At 52.0% G+C, this 16,722-nt stretch carries 13 protein-coding genes; 7 read left to right on the plus strand and 6 right to left on the minus strand.

The features are described 5' to 3' along the window. Positions 1-48: 48 nt before the first annotated feature. Positions 49-987 (minus strand): hydrogen peroxide-inducible genes activator, encoded by a 939-nt coding sequence (locus PSCS_RS09820; RefSeq protein ID WP_068811938.1) that lies wholly within the window; start codon positions 985-987, stop codon positions 49-51. Positions 988-1,272: 285 nt separating this feature from the next. Between PSCS_RS09820 and selD the strand changes: the two genes are divergently transcribed. The 3 genes from selD to chrA are packed head-to-tail and all read left to right on the plus strand — an operon-like array spanning position 1,273 to position 4,759. Next, the gene (gene selD / locus PSCS_RS09825) at positions 1,273-2,370 is read left to right on the plus strand and encodes a selenide, water dikinase SelD (RefSeq protein WP_106387102.1); all 1,098 of its coding nucleotides are present in this window, start codon (positions 1,273-1,275) and stop codon (positions 2,368-2,370) included. After that, positions 2,363-3,478: a tRNA 2-selenouridine(34) synthase MnmH gene (mnmH, locus tag PSCS_RS09830; RefSeq protein ID WP_068811939.1), complete on the plus strand. Its 1,116-nt coding sequence runs from the start codon at positions 2,363-2,365 to the stop codon at positions 3,476-3,478. The genes selD and mnmH overlap by 8 nt, the downstream gene beginning before the upstream one ends. Positions 3,479-3,535: 57 nt before the next feature. Continuing rightward, positions 3,536-4,759 carry a chromate efflux transporter gene (gene chrA, locus PSCS_RS09835; RefSeq protein ID WP_068811940.1) on the plus strand — a complete coding sequence of 408 codons (1,224 nt, stop codon included), beginning with the start codon at positions 3,536-3,538 and terminating at the stop codon, positions 4,757-4,759. Positions 4,760-4,844: 85 nt separating this feature from the next. Here chrA and PSCS_RS09840 read toward each other — a convergent pair whose 3' ends face one another. Next, positions 4,845-5,777 (minus strand): SMP-30/gluconolactonase/LRE family protein, encoded by a 933-nt coding sequence (locus PSCS_RS09840; RefSeq protein WP_068811941.1) that lies wholly within the window; start codon positions 5,775-5,777, stop codon positions 4,845-4,847. Between the two features lie 88 nt (positions 5,778-5,865). Between PSCS_RS09840 and PSCS_RS09845 the strand changes: the two genes are divergently transcribed. Then, positions 5,866-6,495 (plus strand): LysE family translocator, encoded by a 630-nt coding sequence (locus PSCS_RS09845; RefSeq protein ID WP_317621802.1) that lies wholly within the window; start codon positions 5,866-5,868, stop codon positions 6,493-6,495. A gap of 116 nt (positions 6,496-6,611) precedes the next feature. Here PSCS_RS09845 and PSCS_RS09850 read toward each other — a convergent pair whose 3' ends face one another. Both PSCS_RS09850 and PSCS_RS09855 read right to left on the minus strand, forming a co-directional pair. Beyond that, positions 6,612-7,775, minus strand: coding sequence for a peptidyl-alpha-hydroxyglycine alpha-amidating lyase family protein (locus PSCS_RS09850; RefSeq protein WP_082866588.1), 1,164 nt, complete (start codon positions 7,773-7,775; stop codon positions 6,612-6,614). A 179-nt stretch (positions 7,776-7,954) separates the two neighbouring features. After that, positions 7,955-8,839, minus strand: coding sequence for a dienelactone hydrolase family protein (locus PSCS_RS09855; RefSeq protein WP_068811942.1), 885 nt, complete (start codon positions 8,837-8,839; stop codon positions 7,955-7,957). A gap of 253 nt (positions 8,840-9,092) precedes the next feature. Between PSCS_RS09855 and PSCS_RS09860 the strand changes: the two genes are divergently transcribed. Further along, positions 9,093-9,872 (plus strand): DUF748 domain-containing protein, encoded by a 780-nt coding sequence (locus PSCS_RS09860; RefSeq protein WP_068811943.1) that lies wholly within the window; start codon positions 9,093-9,095, stop codon positions 9,870-9,872. 8 nt (positions 9,873-9,880) lie between these two features. Here the strand turns inward: PSCS_RS09860 and hrpB are convergent, their stop codons facing one another. After that, on the minus strand, positions 9,881-12,406 hold the full coding sequence (gene hrpB, locus PSCS_RS09865; RefSeq protein WP_068811944.1) for an ATP-dependent helicase HrpB: 2,526 nt from the start codon (positions 12,404-12,406) through the stop codon (positions 9,881-9,883). After that, a complete protein-coding gene (locus tag PSCS_RS09870; protein WP_068811945.1) occupies positions 12,406-12,981 on the minus strand; it encodes a TMEM165/GDT1 family protein in 576 nt (191 codons plus the stop codon). The genes hrpB and PSCS_RS09870 overlap by 1 nt, the downstream gene beginning before the upstream one ends. A 422-nt stretch (positions 12,982-13,403) precedes the next feature. Between PSCS_RS09870 and PSCS_RS09875 the strand changes: the two genes are divergently transcribed. Both PSCS_RS09875 and PSCS_RS09880 read left to right on the plus strand, forming a co-directional pair. Next, the gene (locus PSCS_RS09875) at positions 13,404-14,285 is read left to right on the plus strand and encodes an MlaA family lipoprotein (RefSeq protein ID WP_068811946.1); all 882 of its coding nucleotides are present in this window, start codon (positions 13,404-13,406) and stop codon (positions 14,283-14,285) included. Beyond that, on the plus strand, positions 14,272-16,701 hold the full coding sequence (locus PSCS_RS09880; RefSeq protein WP_082866589.1) for an MMPL family transporter: 2,430 nt from the start codon (positions 14,272-14,274) through the stop codon (positions 16,699-16,701). The genes PSCS_RS09875 and PSCS_RS09880 overlap by 14 nt, the downstream gene beginning before the upstream one ends. Positions 16,702-16,722: the final 21 nt, after the last annotated feature.

A 16,722-nucleotide genomic window follows, 5' to 3' on the forward strand; every position in this document is an offset into this window, starting at 1 on the left:
ACCAGAAGAGTCCCGCCAAAAAACAGAACTGAGCGGCGGGAACTATAGTCAATCAGCGTTTGGCTGTCTACAGCATGACTGCCTGATACGTTGTTGAATTTCGACAATCAGCTCGCCAAACAACTGAAACTCTGTGCGTCTTGGCGATTTGTTTCTCCACATCATGCCAATAGAGCGCTGGGCCTTCTTGTCACTCAGTTCGCGTACACAAATATCTGTGCCTGACAGGATCTGCTTGTCCAGTGCGAGCTGGGGAATCAGGGTGATGCCAATGTTGCTGGCGACCATTTGTACAATAGTGTTCAAGCTGGTGGCATGATATGGCACTTTCACATCATTGAGCGTCAGGCGGCAAGCCTCTAACGCATGATCTCTCAGGCAATGACCGTCCTCCAGAAGCAGTAAGTCCTTACCTTTTAAATCTTTGGTGGCCACTGACTGTCGTTTGCTCAAGGGATGAGAGGGGTCACAGGCCAGAAAAAAAGCGTCGTCAAACAGGTGCTGTGTTTCAACGCGCTCTGCCTTAAAGGGCAATGCCAGGATCAGTAAATCCAGTTCACCGGTTTCCAATGCATGAGTCAGGTTATGGCTGAGATCTTCACGGATAAACAGGCGGAAACCCGGGTGGCGATGACGAATTTCACTGAGCAGGTCAGGCAGCAAAAAAGGGGCAACCGTAGGTATGACACCGATTCTCAGTTCACCGGTAAAGGGTTGTCTTGAGGCATCTGCTGCCGCCAGTAAGTCTTCAATCTGGCCCAGTATGAACTCGCTGCGTTCGACAATATCCTGTCCCACCGGTGTGACAATCACAGCTTTATGTGATCGCTCAACCAGACTGACACCCAGGTTGCTTTCGAGCTCCTGAAGTGCCGTGCTGAGGGTTGATTGTGAAACATGGCAGGCTGAAGCAGCCTTACCAAAGTGTAAGTGTTCACCAATCGCACAAAGGTACTTCAGTTGTCGCAAAGTTGGGGGGTGAGCCATATCCAATTAATCGCTTTTGTGTGTCCTGGTCGTTCAGAATCCGATCAGGACAGTAGATGAAAATTATAATTTCGATCGAGTGCGTAGATTATAGTTGTGCTTCACAAATCGCCAATGAATCGATTAGATCATCATGATTCAGATAGTAGATCATTCCAATCAAGGCCCCGGCGCTATACTCTGTGCGATTGAGTCAGAGTGTATGCCGCTCATGCGATGGTGTGTAGCGGGTAATTCAACAGGTATAAAACAAGTAATAAACAGCGCAAGGAATTCACGCCAGTCATGACAACTGCAAGCCAGAAAGTCGCAAACGATAACCCATCCGAATCACTGTCGGATATCAGGCTCAGCCAATACAGCCACGGTGCAGGGTGTGGTTGCAAAATAGCCCCAGCCATTCTGGACAGAATATTATCGTCGCAACGAGAGTTTGCGCCTGACCCCTCACTGCTCGTAGGTAACCAGTCACGCGATGATGCAGCCGCTTATGATCTGGGTGATGGGCAAGTTATTCTCAGCACCACTGACTTTTTCATGCCGATTGTTGATGATGCCTTTGATTTCGGGCGCATCGCTGCCACCAATGCCATCAGTGACATCTATGCCATGGGGGGACGGCCGCTGATGGCTATCGCGATTCTGGGCTGGCCCCTGGACAAATTGCCGCCCGAACTGGCGGCGGAGGTTGTTGATGGCGGGCGTCAGGCTTGTTCCGATGCCGGTATGGTACTGGCTGGAGGGCACAGTATTGATTGTCCGGAGCCGGTCTTTGGATTGGCCGTTACCGGCCTGATTACCAGCGACAAGCTGAAGCGAAATGACACGGCCATCGAAGGCTGTTTGCTTTATTTGACCAAACCCCTGGGTATTGGTGTGCTTACCACAGCGGAGAAGCGTGGATTATTGGCAGAAGAACATAAAGGGCTGGCGCGAGACGAGATGTGCAAGCTCAATAAAGCGGGCCAGACACTGGCGACGCTGCCGGGTGTCAGGGCCATGACCGACGTGACGGGCTTTGGTCTGGCCGGTCACCTGCTGGAAATGTGTGAAGGCAGTGGACTGGACGCAGTGATTGATTTGTCTGCATTACCGGCACTTAGTGGTGTTGACGCCTATATTGAACAGGGCTGTGTTCCGGGAGGGACTCAGCGTAATGTGCAAAGCTATGGCGACCGGCTGGCGACGCTTTCCGCATCGCAGCAGGCCATTGTTTGTGATCCGCAAACCAGTGGGGGGCTACTGATTGCGGTAGAGCCTGAATCCAGAGAGTCAGTTGAGGCTGTGTTACGTGCGGAAGAGGTGGATCCGGCGCTGATTCGTCCGATCGGTAAACTGCAGGTTCAGGCTGGCAAGCAGGAACGGATTCGATTTGATGGCTAAACGAAAGGATACAACGGATTATCGTCAACTTTTCCTGAATGATGTCCCGTTGATAGATACCCGTGCCCCGGTTGAATTTGCTAATGGGGCTTTTCCTGCCGCTACCAACTTACCGCTGATGTCGGATCAGGAGCGAGAACAGGTTGGCACCTGTTACAAGCAGTCAGGGCAGGCGGCTGCTCTGGCGCTAGGGGAGCAGCTGGTTGCCGGGCAGGTGAAAGAACAACGTATCGAACAGTGGCTTGCTCATGCCGAGCAAAATCCGGCGGGCTATCTGTATTGTTTTCGGGGTGGACTGCGTTCGCAAATCTGTCAGCAGTGGCTGGAAGAGGCAGGGTTGAATTATCCGCGAGTACAGGGTGGCTATAAAGCCATGCGCCGTTTCCTGATTGAGTATCTTGAAAGTTGCTGTCAGCAAAATAACTTCATTATCCTGGCCGGGTATACCGGTGCTGCAAAAACACGGTTTTTGCATCAGCTGCCTTTTGCCATAGACCTCGAGGGGCTGGCACACCATCGTGGCAGTGCATTCGGGCGCAGGCCCGCCGGACAGCCAACACAAATCAATTTTGAGAATACCCTGGCCATTGCCTTGTTAAAAGCCAATGAAAAATCGCCTGGGAAACCTGTCGTCCTGGAAGATGAAAGCCGATTAATTGGGCGTTGTGCGCTGCCGCTGTCGTTAAGAGAGGCCATGCAACGTGCTTCCCTGGTGGTACTGGATAGCGAACTGGATGAACGAGTCCATCATTCCTGGGAAAACTACATCGTTCAGAAATCTGAAGAGTGGCAGCAATTATTGGGTAAAGAGGCCGGTTTCAAGGCATTTGCTGAGGATATTCGCAACGCACTGTACCGTATTCGGAAAAGGCTGGGAGGTGAGCGATACCAGCAGCTGATCAAGATGATGGAAGCCGCCATTCAAGCGCACGAACAAGGTAATGCAAGTGCTCACAAACCCTGGATTCACACATTACTGAGTGATTACTATGATCCAATGTACCGTTGGCAGTTGCGACAACGTCAGGATCAGATAGTATTTCGCGGTGACAGCAAGGCAGTTGAATCATGGCTAAAGCAACAAAGCGGGCAACCCAAAGCACGCTGAATATCTGCAGCACAGGAACAACAACGATAATAGTAAAGAAAGGAGTTGAGATCACGTATGGATCAGAGCCATAACCCACCATCTTGCACCGATTCCACCTGGCAGGTGTTCCTCATCTTTCTTCGTTTAGGTTTAACTTCCTTTGGCGGGCCGGTCGCGCATCTTGGTTTTTTTCGCGAAGAGTTTGTCGCCCGTCGAAAATGGATGTCAGACCATCAGTATGCAGACCTGGTGGCACTGTGCCAGTTCTTACCGGGGCCGGCCAGCAGTCAGGTTGGTCTGGCACTAGGTATGTCACAGCGCGGGTATCGCGGTGCTATGGCAGCCTGGTTAGGGTTCACCATGCCGTCTGCCATATTCCTGGTCGCTGCTGCTTATGGGTTTGCACAAGCCGATAGTTTGTCTTCCGGTTTGTTAAGTGGACTGAAAATAGCAGCAGTGGCGGTGGTCGCCCAAGCTGTCTGGTCTATGGCGCCAAACCTTTGCCCTGACCGGCCGCGCCAACTCATTATGTTACTTGCCGCTGCTATTGTGCTGATGTTGCCGATACCTGCAGTACAACTGGGCGTGTTGCTATTGGCTGCTGGCGCGGGATTTCTTTTACCTGCAGCCCAGATACCGGCACCAGCAGAACAGGGTCAGGTAAAAGGGTCATGGGCTACCCGCAAGGGAGCAAGGCTATCGGCTATATTATTGGCTCTGTTTGTGCTGATTTTCTTTATGTTGCCCGTTGTGGCAAATGCCACAGGTCTGGCCTGGTTGAATCTTGCCGATATCTTTTATCGTACAGGGGCCCTGGTTTTTGGTGGTGGTCATGTGGTCTTGCCCTTGCTGCAGACTGAGCTGGTGCCAACTGGCTGGATTAGTGAAGACCTGTTTCTGGCTGGCTATGGTTTAACACAAGCCGTGCCTGGACCCTTGTTTACATTCTCAGCGTTTGTGGGTGCCGCTGCCAATCAACCGTATCCAGGCTGGCTGGCTGCCCTGGTTTGTCTGCTCGCTATTTTTCTGCCTTCGTTCCTGTTAGTGGGAGGCATTTTGCCGTATTGGGAAAAGTTAAGGCAGTTGCAGTGGGTAAGACAGATATTGCTGGGTGTTAACGCGGCCGTCGTTGGTCTGTTGTTAGCCGCTTTGTATCAGCCGGTATGGACTTCGGCGATCAGTGGACAGCCGTCATTCGTACTGCTGTTACTGGCTTGTGCTGCCCTGTTTGTGCTGCGCTTACCGGTCTGGCTGGTCGTGATTGCCATGGCGGGTGCTGGCGCTGTGTTCTTGGGTTGAACCAGCGCCGATGATCCCGGAGGCTGTGACAGGATCAGACGGCGTGGTTAAGGAACACGTTGTTAGTTAACGTGGCATGACAGACCTAATCCAGCGGTAGAAAACCCAGCGCATTGTTGTTGTTCATGGGAATAACCAGTTGATTCTGGATAGAGTCGTAGCAAATGGAAGCAGCGCTGGGGATGCCCTCTGCAATGATTTCCGCTTCCTGACCCGGCCGGATACGGGAAATGCTGCCATAACGTACGCTGCTGACATACTTGGTGCCGTCTGTAGTGACCACAACGCCATCGTTGCCACCTTCTGCGGCGTATTCCGTATTCAGCAGTTCGCCTTCGGGTGAAAAAGTCATCACGTGGTTATTGCCGACATTAATGACAACCACATTACCGTCGTTATCCATTGCCACCCCATTGGGTGCCATCAGGGGGGCGCCGTCAACCAGTATGCTGGTTTCACCGTCAGGCGTGATTTTGTAGAGCCGCTGTGGAGGACGGGTGTTGGAAACATAAATGGTGCCATCTTCTGTGGCAGCAATGCCGTTCAATACGGAAGCATCCAGATCGGCCAGTGAAACAGACCGTAATGGTTCGCCGCTGGCCAGATCAAACAGCCGGACATGGTCACGGTCAGCAACGTAGAGTACATCACCAGCGATGGTGCTGCCCAGCGGATGGTTTAAAGTCAGACCATCCCGGGTTGCACCGATCCATTTAGCGGTGTGAACACTACCATCCGGGTTGATCAGTGAAACATAACCGTCATTGGGCTCCATCTCCTCTGAGACGCCCGCGTTCATCGCCAGAATCAAATTCTTGTCGGCATCAAACGTACAGCTTTCTGCAAACCGGAAACTGCCAAATACTTTAACATTGGCAGACATCGTGCGTGCTTCACCAGCTTCATTAACCGTGCTCAGCGGTTGACCGGCCATGAACTCGCCAGTTTGTGACACAGCAGAGGCGCTTGCCAGCAGGCAGGCACCAGAAATAAACAGGGTCAGGGAATTGCGCAACATCGTGTTTCTCCATAAACGTTACTGAATGTATACTGCCGAATCTTCCGGCTGGCAGGCTCCTGTCAGCTAACAACTTGATTGTATCGACTTGAGGAATCCCACTATCAGTCCAGAACTTGTCGTATCCGCCTTTCTGTTTGCCCTGGCAGCAGCCATCACACCAGGTCCAAATAACGTGTTTCTGATGAGTTCAGGCGCAAATTTCGGCATCAGGCTCAGTCTACCTTTATTGGCGGGCGTATGCATTGGCTTTCCTCTGATGTTTCTGGCCATTGGTCTCGGTCTGGGTAGTCTTTTTCAGCAGTTTCCCACGATTCACCTGGTTATCACTGTCATTGGTGTGGTTTATCTGACGGTACTGGCCTGGAAAATTGCCAACGCTGGTGCACCTGAAGAAAAGCAGAATACGCAGCCGATTACTTTTTTACAGTCAGCAGGCTTTCAGTGGGTAAATCCCAAAGCCTGGATTATGGCAACCGGAGCGATAGCCGCATTTACGCGACCCGCAGATGATATGCACTGGCAAGTGATTCAGTTAACACTGGTATTTATGCTTGCTGCCATTCCCAGCGCCTGGACTTGGTTGCTTTTTGGTGTGGGTTTACAGAAGTTGTTGAAGGATCCGCGCAATTTGCGCATTTTCAACCTGTCCATGGCCATGCTGTTGATTCTTTCAATGGTGCCAGTCGTACTGGACCTTGTCGATCAATTGAGCTGAGCGCCAGCCCGCCACAGGGATGTGATCAGACTGGCGTGTAGCGCTAGTGTTTTGCGAACCCTCCTGAGACTCAGGAAGGTCCGCCTAAACTTTGCAAAGGCCTTGGTGATTCAGCCTTAATGGTTCGGAAAGCTCTCTGGCAGGATACGAGGCGCAAACTTGGTCACACCTTGTACTGGGCCCACTTCGCCGGCGAAGATGTTGCCGTGTGCATCGACAGTAACGCCTTCACCCATGGTGCCATAGCCACCCATGCCGGATGGGCGTGCTGACATGTGCTCTGGCACATAGAACCATACCTCACCGGTTTTGGCGCTACCGATGCGCAGGCCTTTACGCCAGCCTGGGTTGTAGTTTTCGTCAGACTCGGAATCGATGGCATACAGTACATCATTGTCATCGATGAACAGGCCGCTGATACGGCTGAACTGGTACCAGGTGTCCTGGTGATTGCCGTCCTGGTCAAAAATCTGGATACGACGGTTACCACGGTCAGCGACGAATATACGGCCCTGGGAGTCCATAGCCAGTGCGTGTGGTGAGCGCATTTCACCATCGTCATAGCCGAATACACCCCAGCTCTTGATGAAGTTGCCTTCAGCGTCAAACTTGGAGATTCGGCTAACGGCATTAGGGCCGTCCTGATCCATGAACTGGGCACTGTGTGACTCACCGACATAGATAGAGCCGTCAGGGCCAACCAGCACATCATTAGGTGCGGTGAAATGCGTAGGCGGGTTGCCTTCTTCACCTGGTGTACCCAGCACCATCAGTACTTCACCTTCCGGGCTGAATTTTACAACCTGATGTCCGCCCATGAAAGCGTCGGGGTTTTCTTCCAGCTCTCGATCGTTAGGGCTGCGAGCATCAACTACGTAGACGTTGCCTTCAGCGTCTACATCCATACCGTGTGGCCAGGTGATCTGGTTGGCACCAAATGACTGGACGACATTGCCATCCTGGTCCATTTTCACGATCGGGTCGACATCGGACAACGCACAAGAGTTTGCGCCACAACGATCACCGACCCAGATATGTTCACCGTCGATATCAACGTGAATGGCGCTGACTGAGCCCCATTCGCGACCATCAGGCAGCGTACCCCAGTTGCGGACAGTTTCGTAAGGGTTGGGCAGGTTATTGATCGGCTCAACGTCAGCGTGTTCTTCCGGGCCTGTGGCACCTGGTTGAGCCAGGGCGAGACTTGAACCCGCCAGCAGGGCGCTGGCGATGACCGAACGGAGCAGAGTACTGCGTTTGGATGATGGGAACATGTTCATCAAATTACCTCTATTTTATTGGTCTGATTTTCCTTGCAAGTCTTACTGCCAGCCGTATATGACGGCCGGAATCAGGCTCATGAAAATGTCTGTTTGGGGGACTAAAGTCAAGTAAAACCGGGCTGGATGGCCATCTAAGCAAGTTGTTGGCCATCCAGTCGGATTTAGAGGCAGGGGGGCTAGAGCGCTGTTTCAAAAATGCCCAGCATTCGATTCCAGGCTCGTTCGGCCTGAGCTTCGTTGTAAACGGTTGAGTCAATCACACACCAGCCATGCATGGCACCTTCAAACACCTCGATTTCAGCCATGACACCGGTTTCCTCAAATGTGTCCATCAGTACTTCTTTGGCTTGCGGGTCACGCTCATCGTCGTTTTCGGCAATGGCGATCCACATGTGGGCCTCCATATTCTCGATACCGAGATGCGGGCTGTCAGCGTTGTCGGTCACCAGGCCGCCACCATGGAAAGAACCGCCAGCACCAATTCGTTCAGGGATGGCAGCTGCCGTGCGCATTACCATGGGACCGCCCATGCAGTAACCCATAGTGCCGATCTTGCGGCTGGTATCCACTGCTGATTGCTGATCCAGCCAGTCGACAAAGGCGTGCGCATCCGTGACATGTGTCTGGGCATTGAGTGCCCGGGCCATTGGCATGACTTTTTCGCGTGTTTCCGGATCACCGAAACTTTCCCCTTCTTCGACAACAGGGGATTTGGCGCTACGGTAAAATGGGTTTACAACCAGAACAGAGTATCCTGATTGGGCCAGCCGTTTGCCCATGGTGCGAAATGCAGGGCGCAGACCCAGAATGTCAGGCCACATCAGCACAGCAGCGTGGCTGCCATTGGCCGGATGGACAAAGTAGCAATCAGCTGTGCCATCAGGCGTTTCGATCATGACATCATTTTCGACAACATCCTGGGCATTGGCCAATGGCGGCAGCATGAAAGCAGCGGCAGCCCCTGCAGTCAGTTTGCCGAATTGACGGCGATTCATACTGGATTGAAAAGGGTTTCGCTTTAAATAGGCATCATTTTCATTAACGGTATCCTGATCACACATGTTCTCGGTCTCCGGGTTGTTGTTTTTGCCTTGCTGGTCAGCAGATTATCTTATTGCTGAAACAGCCGCAAAGGAGATGCGATAAAATGCACATGTTGGCAGCAGGGGAATACAAACAGGCACTGGTTCGTCTGCCGCTAATGACTGAAAACCTATGTGATGCACTAAAATGGCGCAGCTTGACGCATTCCCGACATACGCCCATAGTATTGTGTATTGACCAAAAAAGAATGGAAGGCAGGGAGTCTGACCCATGAAAAAAGTACTGATCGGCTTAGTGGTGGTTGTCGTTGCATTAGGCGGGGTTTTTTATTACCTGGCCAGCAATCTGGATAGCATCCTGAAACAGGTCATTGAATCAGAAGGTTCCTCAACACTGGGGACGGACGTGCGGGTAGACTCTGTCGCGCTGGACCTGCGTGGCGGCACGGCGACAATTAACGGTTTCACGGTAGCGAACCCGGATGGCTTCTCAGATGCAGACATGATTCGTTTTGATGAGCTGCATGTTGCGCTGGATCTGGCCAGTATCGGTTCCGATGTCATCCGAATTAATACCATTCGCTCGACCAATCCGTATGCGCGTTTCGAGTTGCAGGGTACACGATCCAACATACAGGCGATTCGCGACCGTTTTCCGCCAGCATCATCCGAGCCGCCAGCGGAATCATCAGGACCCGCACCCGTTATTGCACTTGATGATCTGACCATCAATGGTATTCAGGGTACTTTGCAATCTGACCAATTGCCCCGTGCCGTTGATGTGAATTTCGGCAATGTCCAGGTTACCAACGTGGAAGGTACACCCGACGTACTGGCCCAGCAGATTGCACGTTCCATCATGGCCCAGCTGGCTGGCAATGCGCGCGATGCGCTTGAAGAGGTTGCTTCGGGTGCAGTTGAAGCAGAAATCAGAAACCGTGTTAACGAAGCGACAGACGATGTGCGTAACAGGGTGGATGAGGAGCTGCAAAATGCTGATCCGGAAGTCAGAGAAGCTGCCGAAGCCTTACGGGATCGTTTAGGCTTTTAAGTGCTGGGTCATTGCCCCTGTTTCCGCTTGGTGCCAGCGGTCGCTGGCGCCTCAAGCGGATCTTCCGGCCAGGGGTGCTTGGGGTATCGGCCCCGCATATCCTTTCTGACCGCAAAGTAGCTGCTGCGCCAGAACCCTGGTAAATCCTGGGTGACCTGAACTGGCCTTCTGGCGGGAGACAATAAGTGAACGCTGAGTGGCAGGCGACCAGCCATCAGGCTGGGGTGATCATCCAGGCCAAACATTTCCTGCAGTTTTACAGCCAGCACCGGTGTGTCATGGTTATAGTCGATTCTGATATTTGAACCGCTGGGTACTCTCATATACAGAGGCAGTAAATCATTGAGCGTTTGTTGCTGTGACCAGTCCAGTTGCTGCAAGTAAAGGGTCATCAAAGACAGTGAATTGAGCTGCTCAAATCGGCTGAGTGATGCCAGGTGTGGTAGCAGCCAGTGTCTGGCGCTTGCCTCCAGTTCGGCTTGCTGAATATCCGGCCAGTCGCCATCCAGGTGCCGGTGTGCCAGGCGCAGACGCTGTATCGTCTGAAAATCGGCATCCTGCCAGGGCAAGCCATGAATTCGGATGCCTTCCATCCAGGCATTTTGCCTGGCTTCACTATCAACCGCGTGCAGTCCCGACGAGGCGGTTCGGCTTTGTAGCGTCAGTGAGTCATTACCTGAACGATAACAGCGACTTTCTCTGGCAACAATTCGTTGCAGTCGTTCATCCCAACCAGCTGACAGCGACCAATTTGCTGTCTCCGGCTGCAGCGATGTCAGCGTTTCCGCCTCTATGCCAATGGCAAGGTAAATGCGGGCGCCTTGCAAATTTCCATTTAGCGAAGGGACGACCAGCAACTCATGTCGACTCAGGGGATGGTGAGGATCTAGTTTTACCTGATGACCCGTTGCCAGTTGAAAGATGCCAGGCTGGCGCTTAACGGCCAGCCGTTCTGGCCAGGCATGTAATAGTAGCCGGGCAAGCCAGGCGTGGGCGCTTTTTTCATGTTGCTGAGGAGGAGATGATGGCGATGGCTTTTGGTTCAGCTGGCGCTGAAAACGAGTCTGCCATTGCTGGAAGGTGCGTATCCATTGCCGAAGGTTGGGTTGCCTGGTATTGGCGTTTGTGTCCAGATCCAGTACTGAGCCCAGGTCCTCACTTGTCAAGCTGCCCGGTGTTTCCAGCGTAGTGACCAGTCGGCATGCCAGTTCGCTGAGCATATCTTGTTGTTGAGGGTGACTGTGGGCAGCATCCAGAGCGGTTTGCAAAACTATTGCCAGTCGCGGTGAGGTGGGCCAGGCTGTGCAGCGATTGCCTAAGGGGGTAAGCGTGCCTTTGCCGGATAGAAGGTGTAAACGAAACAGTGCATCTTTTGCAGATTGCATGGCGGCACTGGGTGGAGGTGTTACCCAGGACAGACTGCGGGCATCCTCAACGCCCCAGCGGCTGAGCTCGAATTGCAGGCTTTCCAGATCACTGCAGTCAATCTCCGGCGTACGGTGGGCGGCCAGCATACTTTCCTCGGGCCACAGCCGATAGCAAAACCCAGGCCCGGTGCGGGCCGCCCGACCTTGTCGCTGATCAGCGCTGGCCTGATTGACACGTGTGGTGATCAGGCGCGTCATGCCACTGCGGGGTTGATAGTCGGCACGCCGCTCCCAGCCAGCATCAACAACGATTGAGACACCCGGCACGGTGAGGCTGGATTCTGCCAGTGCGGTAGTCAGGATAATCCGTCGCGTATTGTCTTTATCAGGGCTTAGCACGGCTTGTTGCTGTGACAATGACAGCCGGCCATGTAAAGGCATGATGTCTATAGCGCCAGCCAGTTTGGCGAACAGAGCGCGCTCCAGCTGACGAATTTCATGCTGCCCGGGTAAGAAAACCAGCGCGTCGCCATCGTGGGCCAGGATTGCTTCCTGTATGACACGAACCTGATGTTCAGTACTGTTTTCCTGCGGGCGGGCAGAGCGGTAGTGAGTACTGACTGGATACAGTCTGCCACTGCTTTCGATAACCGGCGTGTCCGATCCCAGCACAGCCAGCAGGCTGTTGCTGTCGAGGGTTGCCGACATTATCAGAATCTGCAGATCCTCTCGCAATCCCTGTTGAACATCCAGTGACAAAGCCAGGCCGACATCAGCATCCAGGCTGCGTTCATGGAATTCATCAAAGATAATGCCCTGGATACCTTCCAGCATGGGGTCATCCTGAAGCATGCGGGTCAGAATGCCCTGGGTGACGACCTCCAGTCGTGTTTGCGAGCTGACCTTATGTTCGCCGCGAACGCGGTAACCGACTCGCTGGCCCAAAGGCTCATCGAGTTGTTTTGCCATATAAGTCGCAGCCAGCCGAGCGGCGACCCGCCTGGGTTCCAGCAATAGCCAGCGCTTACCTGTGGGCAGCTCCTTTAACAAAGCGAGGGGGACGCGCGTGGTTTTACCGGCACCTGGTGTGGCAATCAGCAAACAACGGTTATGCGTCTTTAAAGCGGCATTGATATCGTCCAGGACGTCATCAACCGGGAACTGCATCAGAATCCCAGCTTTTCGCCGACACCAAGCAGGGTCAACAAGCCAAGGGCAACGAAGACAAGGGCCGCAACCAGGTGGATCAAGCGAACTGGTAAGCGATCAGCAAACTTGTCGCCGAGATAAATGGCGGGGATGTTGGCGATCATCATGCCCGCCGTGGTGCCAGCAATGACCCAGAGCAGCTCATCGAAACGTGCTGCCAACGCGACGGTGGCCACCTGGGTTTTATCGCCAATTTCGGCCAGAAAAAATGCAATGATGGTAGTTAACAACACTCCGTACTGGCTGGCATCCGGTGCATCATCGTCCAGTTTGTCCGGAATCATCATCCAGGCAGCCATGGCGAAAAACGTCACCGCCAGCACCCAGCGCAAGATTTCAGGGGTAAGAAGTTCAGCAAACCACTGACCAATGAAACCGGCAAAAGCATGGTTGGCCAGCGTAGCGATCAGTATGCCCAGCATGATGGGGACAGGGCGGCGGAATTTAGCGGCCAGTAAAAAAGCCAGAAGCTGAGTCCGATCGCCCATCTCTGCCAAGGTCACCAGACCGGTAGAAATCAGAAAGGCATCCATGGCAGGCCCCAATAATCGATAGCGTTAAACATTGTCAGCAGCACATGATCAGGAAAAGACGGCAATGATACTGAGGTCAGAGTGGCCGGGCAAGAAGCGCTAATACCAACTTGTTGATGACAGAGGAGGACATCTAATACTAAGAACATAAAACACCGATTGATCTGCCTGTTATCAAAACCAGTATAGATGAAGGCGAGCGACTGGATTATCCGGGACTTAAGTCACGTCCTGTGTGGGACGTGCTAGTGATTGTCCTGCTTTTCGGTGTAACCTGTCTGGTAGCGACAGGTACCTGGATGAGTTTCCGTCGAATCCGGCAGGACACCAGGCGTATGTTCAGGAAACGCAAGGCGAGACAGGCGTCATAGAGAATAAACACTCGCCTGCTACGTTGAAGTATAAAATTCAGGAGGCGAGCATTGAAAAAAAGGGAATGCAAGTATAGGTATCTGTGGCTGGCTGGTCTTCTGTTGTCTGGCACACTCTCAGCACAACCGGATGATGGGTCTGGGTCAGATATTGAAGAGTCGCAGGCAGAGGCCGTTGAGAACATTGAGCCCAATGTTGTCGGCTTTCCTGAATCTGAATCGGATAATGACTCGCCTGATGGAAGTGGCAGCCAATTTGTCGCAACAACCGATCAACTTGTCATTGCTGACCCCCTCATGCCTTTCAACCGGGTCATGCATAAATTTAACGATGTGACTTATCGTTATGTGCTTATTCCTCTGGCTGATGCTTACGTTTCAGTTACACCTGACCCTGTTGAGCGAGGCATAGGCAATTTCTTTGACAACATCAAAACGCCGATCTATCTGATCAATCATTTGCTTCGCGGTGACATTAAAGGTGCCGGGCGTGATATCGGCAGATTTGCTATTAACACCACGATAGGCGTTGCCGGCTTCGGTGATCCAGCCACAAACTGGTTTGAGATAGAAGAGGATTTGGCACGGGCCGGTGATACGATGGCAGGCTATGGTGTGGGTTATGGTTTCTATCTGGTGCTGCCATTCATAGGCCCCAGTAATGCGCGCAGCGGGGTCGGGATGTTCATTGATGGTCAGCTCAACCCAATTCAGTATCTGATGGATAGTCCCGAAGACACCGGGGTACGTATTTTTGATAATTTCCAGGAGTACGGCCCTACGATCATGTCTTACACCGATTTACGTGAAGAGAGTGAAGACTTGTATTTGTTCATGAGAAACCTGCATGTGCAGGGACTATTGCGTGATCAGCAGTATCCTGAGCAGCCATCAAAAGCGAGCACGGAAGGGGCTGCGAATGTCGAACAGTGAAAGTGATGCACCGAAGGGCTTTCTGACTTCAGCGATACATGCGTTACTCAGATTCCCTTTGGCAGTGCTGGCAGTCTTTCTGCTGATTGTTGGTGCGTTGGGATGGCAGGCGCAGAACTTTCAGATTGACGCTTCACCCGATACATTACTGACACGAGATAACCCGCTGTACGTCCAAACCCAGCAGGTTAATCAACAGTATGCCCCCCAGGAATTTTTGCTGGTGACCTACCAGCCAGATAGCGCAAATCTGTTTTCGCAAAGCACATTAAATGATGTTGCAGCGATCAGTGATGCCATTGAGCAGCTCGATCGGGTCAACTCTGTCCGCTCGATTCTCAACGTACCCATCTTTACCGAGAATACTTCCATAGACGGGCTGAGAGGTTCATTGAGTGATCTCACCATCGCCGGAGGTGATTTCGATCAGGCAACGTTACAGGAGGCCTTCACCGATCATCCGGTATACACCAATTTGCTGGTGAACTCGGCAATGGATGCCACAGCCATGCAGGTGCTGTTTCAATCCAATCCCGAATTGCAATCACTTAATGAGGATATCACTGCGCTGAACGCCCAGCGAATGGCGCAGGATGGGCTTAGCGAGAGCGAACAGTCTGAACTGAAACGACTGGAGTCACAGCGCGAGCCGTTGCTGCAAGAGTTGTCTCAACAACGTCAGCAGGAAGTTGAAGCGATTCGGGAAATTTTAGAGCCCTACCAGGCACGTGCACAGTTGCACATGGGTGGTGTCCATGTGCTGGCCTATCAGCTGATTGACATCATCAGCAGCGACCTGGTCGTCTTCGGTAGCGCAATTGCTGCGATGATTTGCCTGTTGTTATTTATTCTTTTCCGCAGCTTTCGCTGGGTAACAATTCCAGTACTCTGTTGTATTTGCAGTGTCTTGCCAACCATGGGGCTGTTTGCATTGCTGGATATTAAAGCCACGGTGATTTCATCAAACTTTATCGCATTGCAATTGATCCTGACCCTGGCCATTGTCATACACTTGATCGTGGACTACCGGGAATTGTCCTCAGCTGACAGCAGTAAAAAACATCAAAAGCTGATAGAAGAAACATTACGAAGAAAAATCGGACCCTGTTTTTTTGCCGGTATCACAACTTCAGTCGGGTTTGGATCTTTGATTTTCAGTGGGATCCAGCCGGTCATCAGTTTCGGTTGGATGATGATTATCGCCATGTTTTTCTCAATCATGGTAAGCCTGATTCTGTTTCCAGTGCTGGTTACCTTAATACCTTCAGACAAGCAGCGCGATGATATTGGCTTGTTGAAAAGTGTTGTTAATGGTTTTCAGAGACTGACGAAACGCTGCGCTCCCCTGGTTATTTTAGGCAGTGTCGCCGCTGTGATCGCAGGTGGGCTTGGTGCCATGCGGCTAAGTGCAGAGAATAGCTTTATCAACTATTTTGCTGAAGATACGCAGATTCATCAGGAGCTTGCCTATATTGATCAGGCATTTGGTGGTTCTACGCCGATGGATATTGTCTACCCTTTGCCCGACAAACCGGATAATCCGGATCTGATTATGACGGCCGAATCTGTGTTGAAGCTGCAACAGATACAGGCGGTGCTGGCAGATTATGAGGCAACAGGTCGCATTCTTTCTCCGGTTAATCTTACGGATTTGGCAAGAGAAGTGAATAACGGACAACCGCTGACAGAATATGAGCTGACAGCTGTTTACTGGATGATGGATGAAAATTTCAGAGAGGATCTGATTGGTTCATTCTTTAGCGAAGAGCGTCAGGAAGTGCGGTTCAATGTCTGGATAGAAGACCTGACACCAGGCCTGGACAGAGAAGCGTTTTTGGCGGATATGCAACAGGAACTGGCTGCTATTGATGTACCTCGGGACAGTTATCAATTAAGCAACTTGTTTGTGTTATATCAGGACATTATGTCGCGACTGGCTGACAGTCAGGTCATGACACTGGGTATTGTCTATGTGGTGCTGACGCTGACTTTCCTGGTCTTGTTTCAGTCTTTCAAAGTCGCGCTGATAGCCATTGTGCCAAATATCATTTCAACGGCGCTGATCTTTGGTGTCATGGGCTGGCTGGGGATACCGCTGGACTTAATGAGTGTAACAATCGCTGCGATTGTCATGGGTATCGCGGTTGACGACACTATCCACTTTGTACATCGTTACCTGGAAGAGCGAAAAAACCAGCCAGCAAATCAAGCGATTGATAATAGCTACCGTTCCGTTGGTATGGCTGTGTTATACACATCAATTCTTGTTGCTGGTGGCTTTTCCATGCTTGCATTTTCAGACTTTGTACCGAGTATGACGTTTGGTCTGTTAACCGCACTGGCTATGCTGGTTGCATTGCTGGCGGATTTGACCATCCTTCCCTGGTTACTGACCCGGTACATCCGCAGCAAATAATGCTGCGGATTTTGCCGGTTC

Source organism: Pseudohongiella nitratireducens (assembly GCF_001642735.1).
Classification (GTDB): Bacteria; Pseudomonadota; Gammaproteobacteria; order Pseudomonadales; family Pseudohongiellaceae; genus Pseudohongiella; species Pseudohongiella nitratireducens.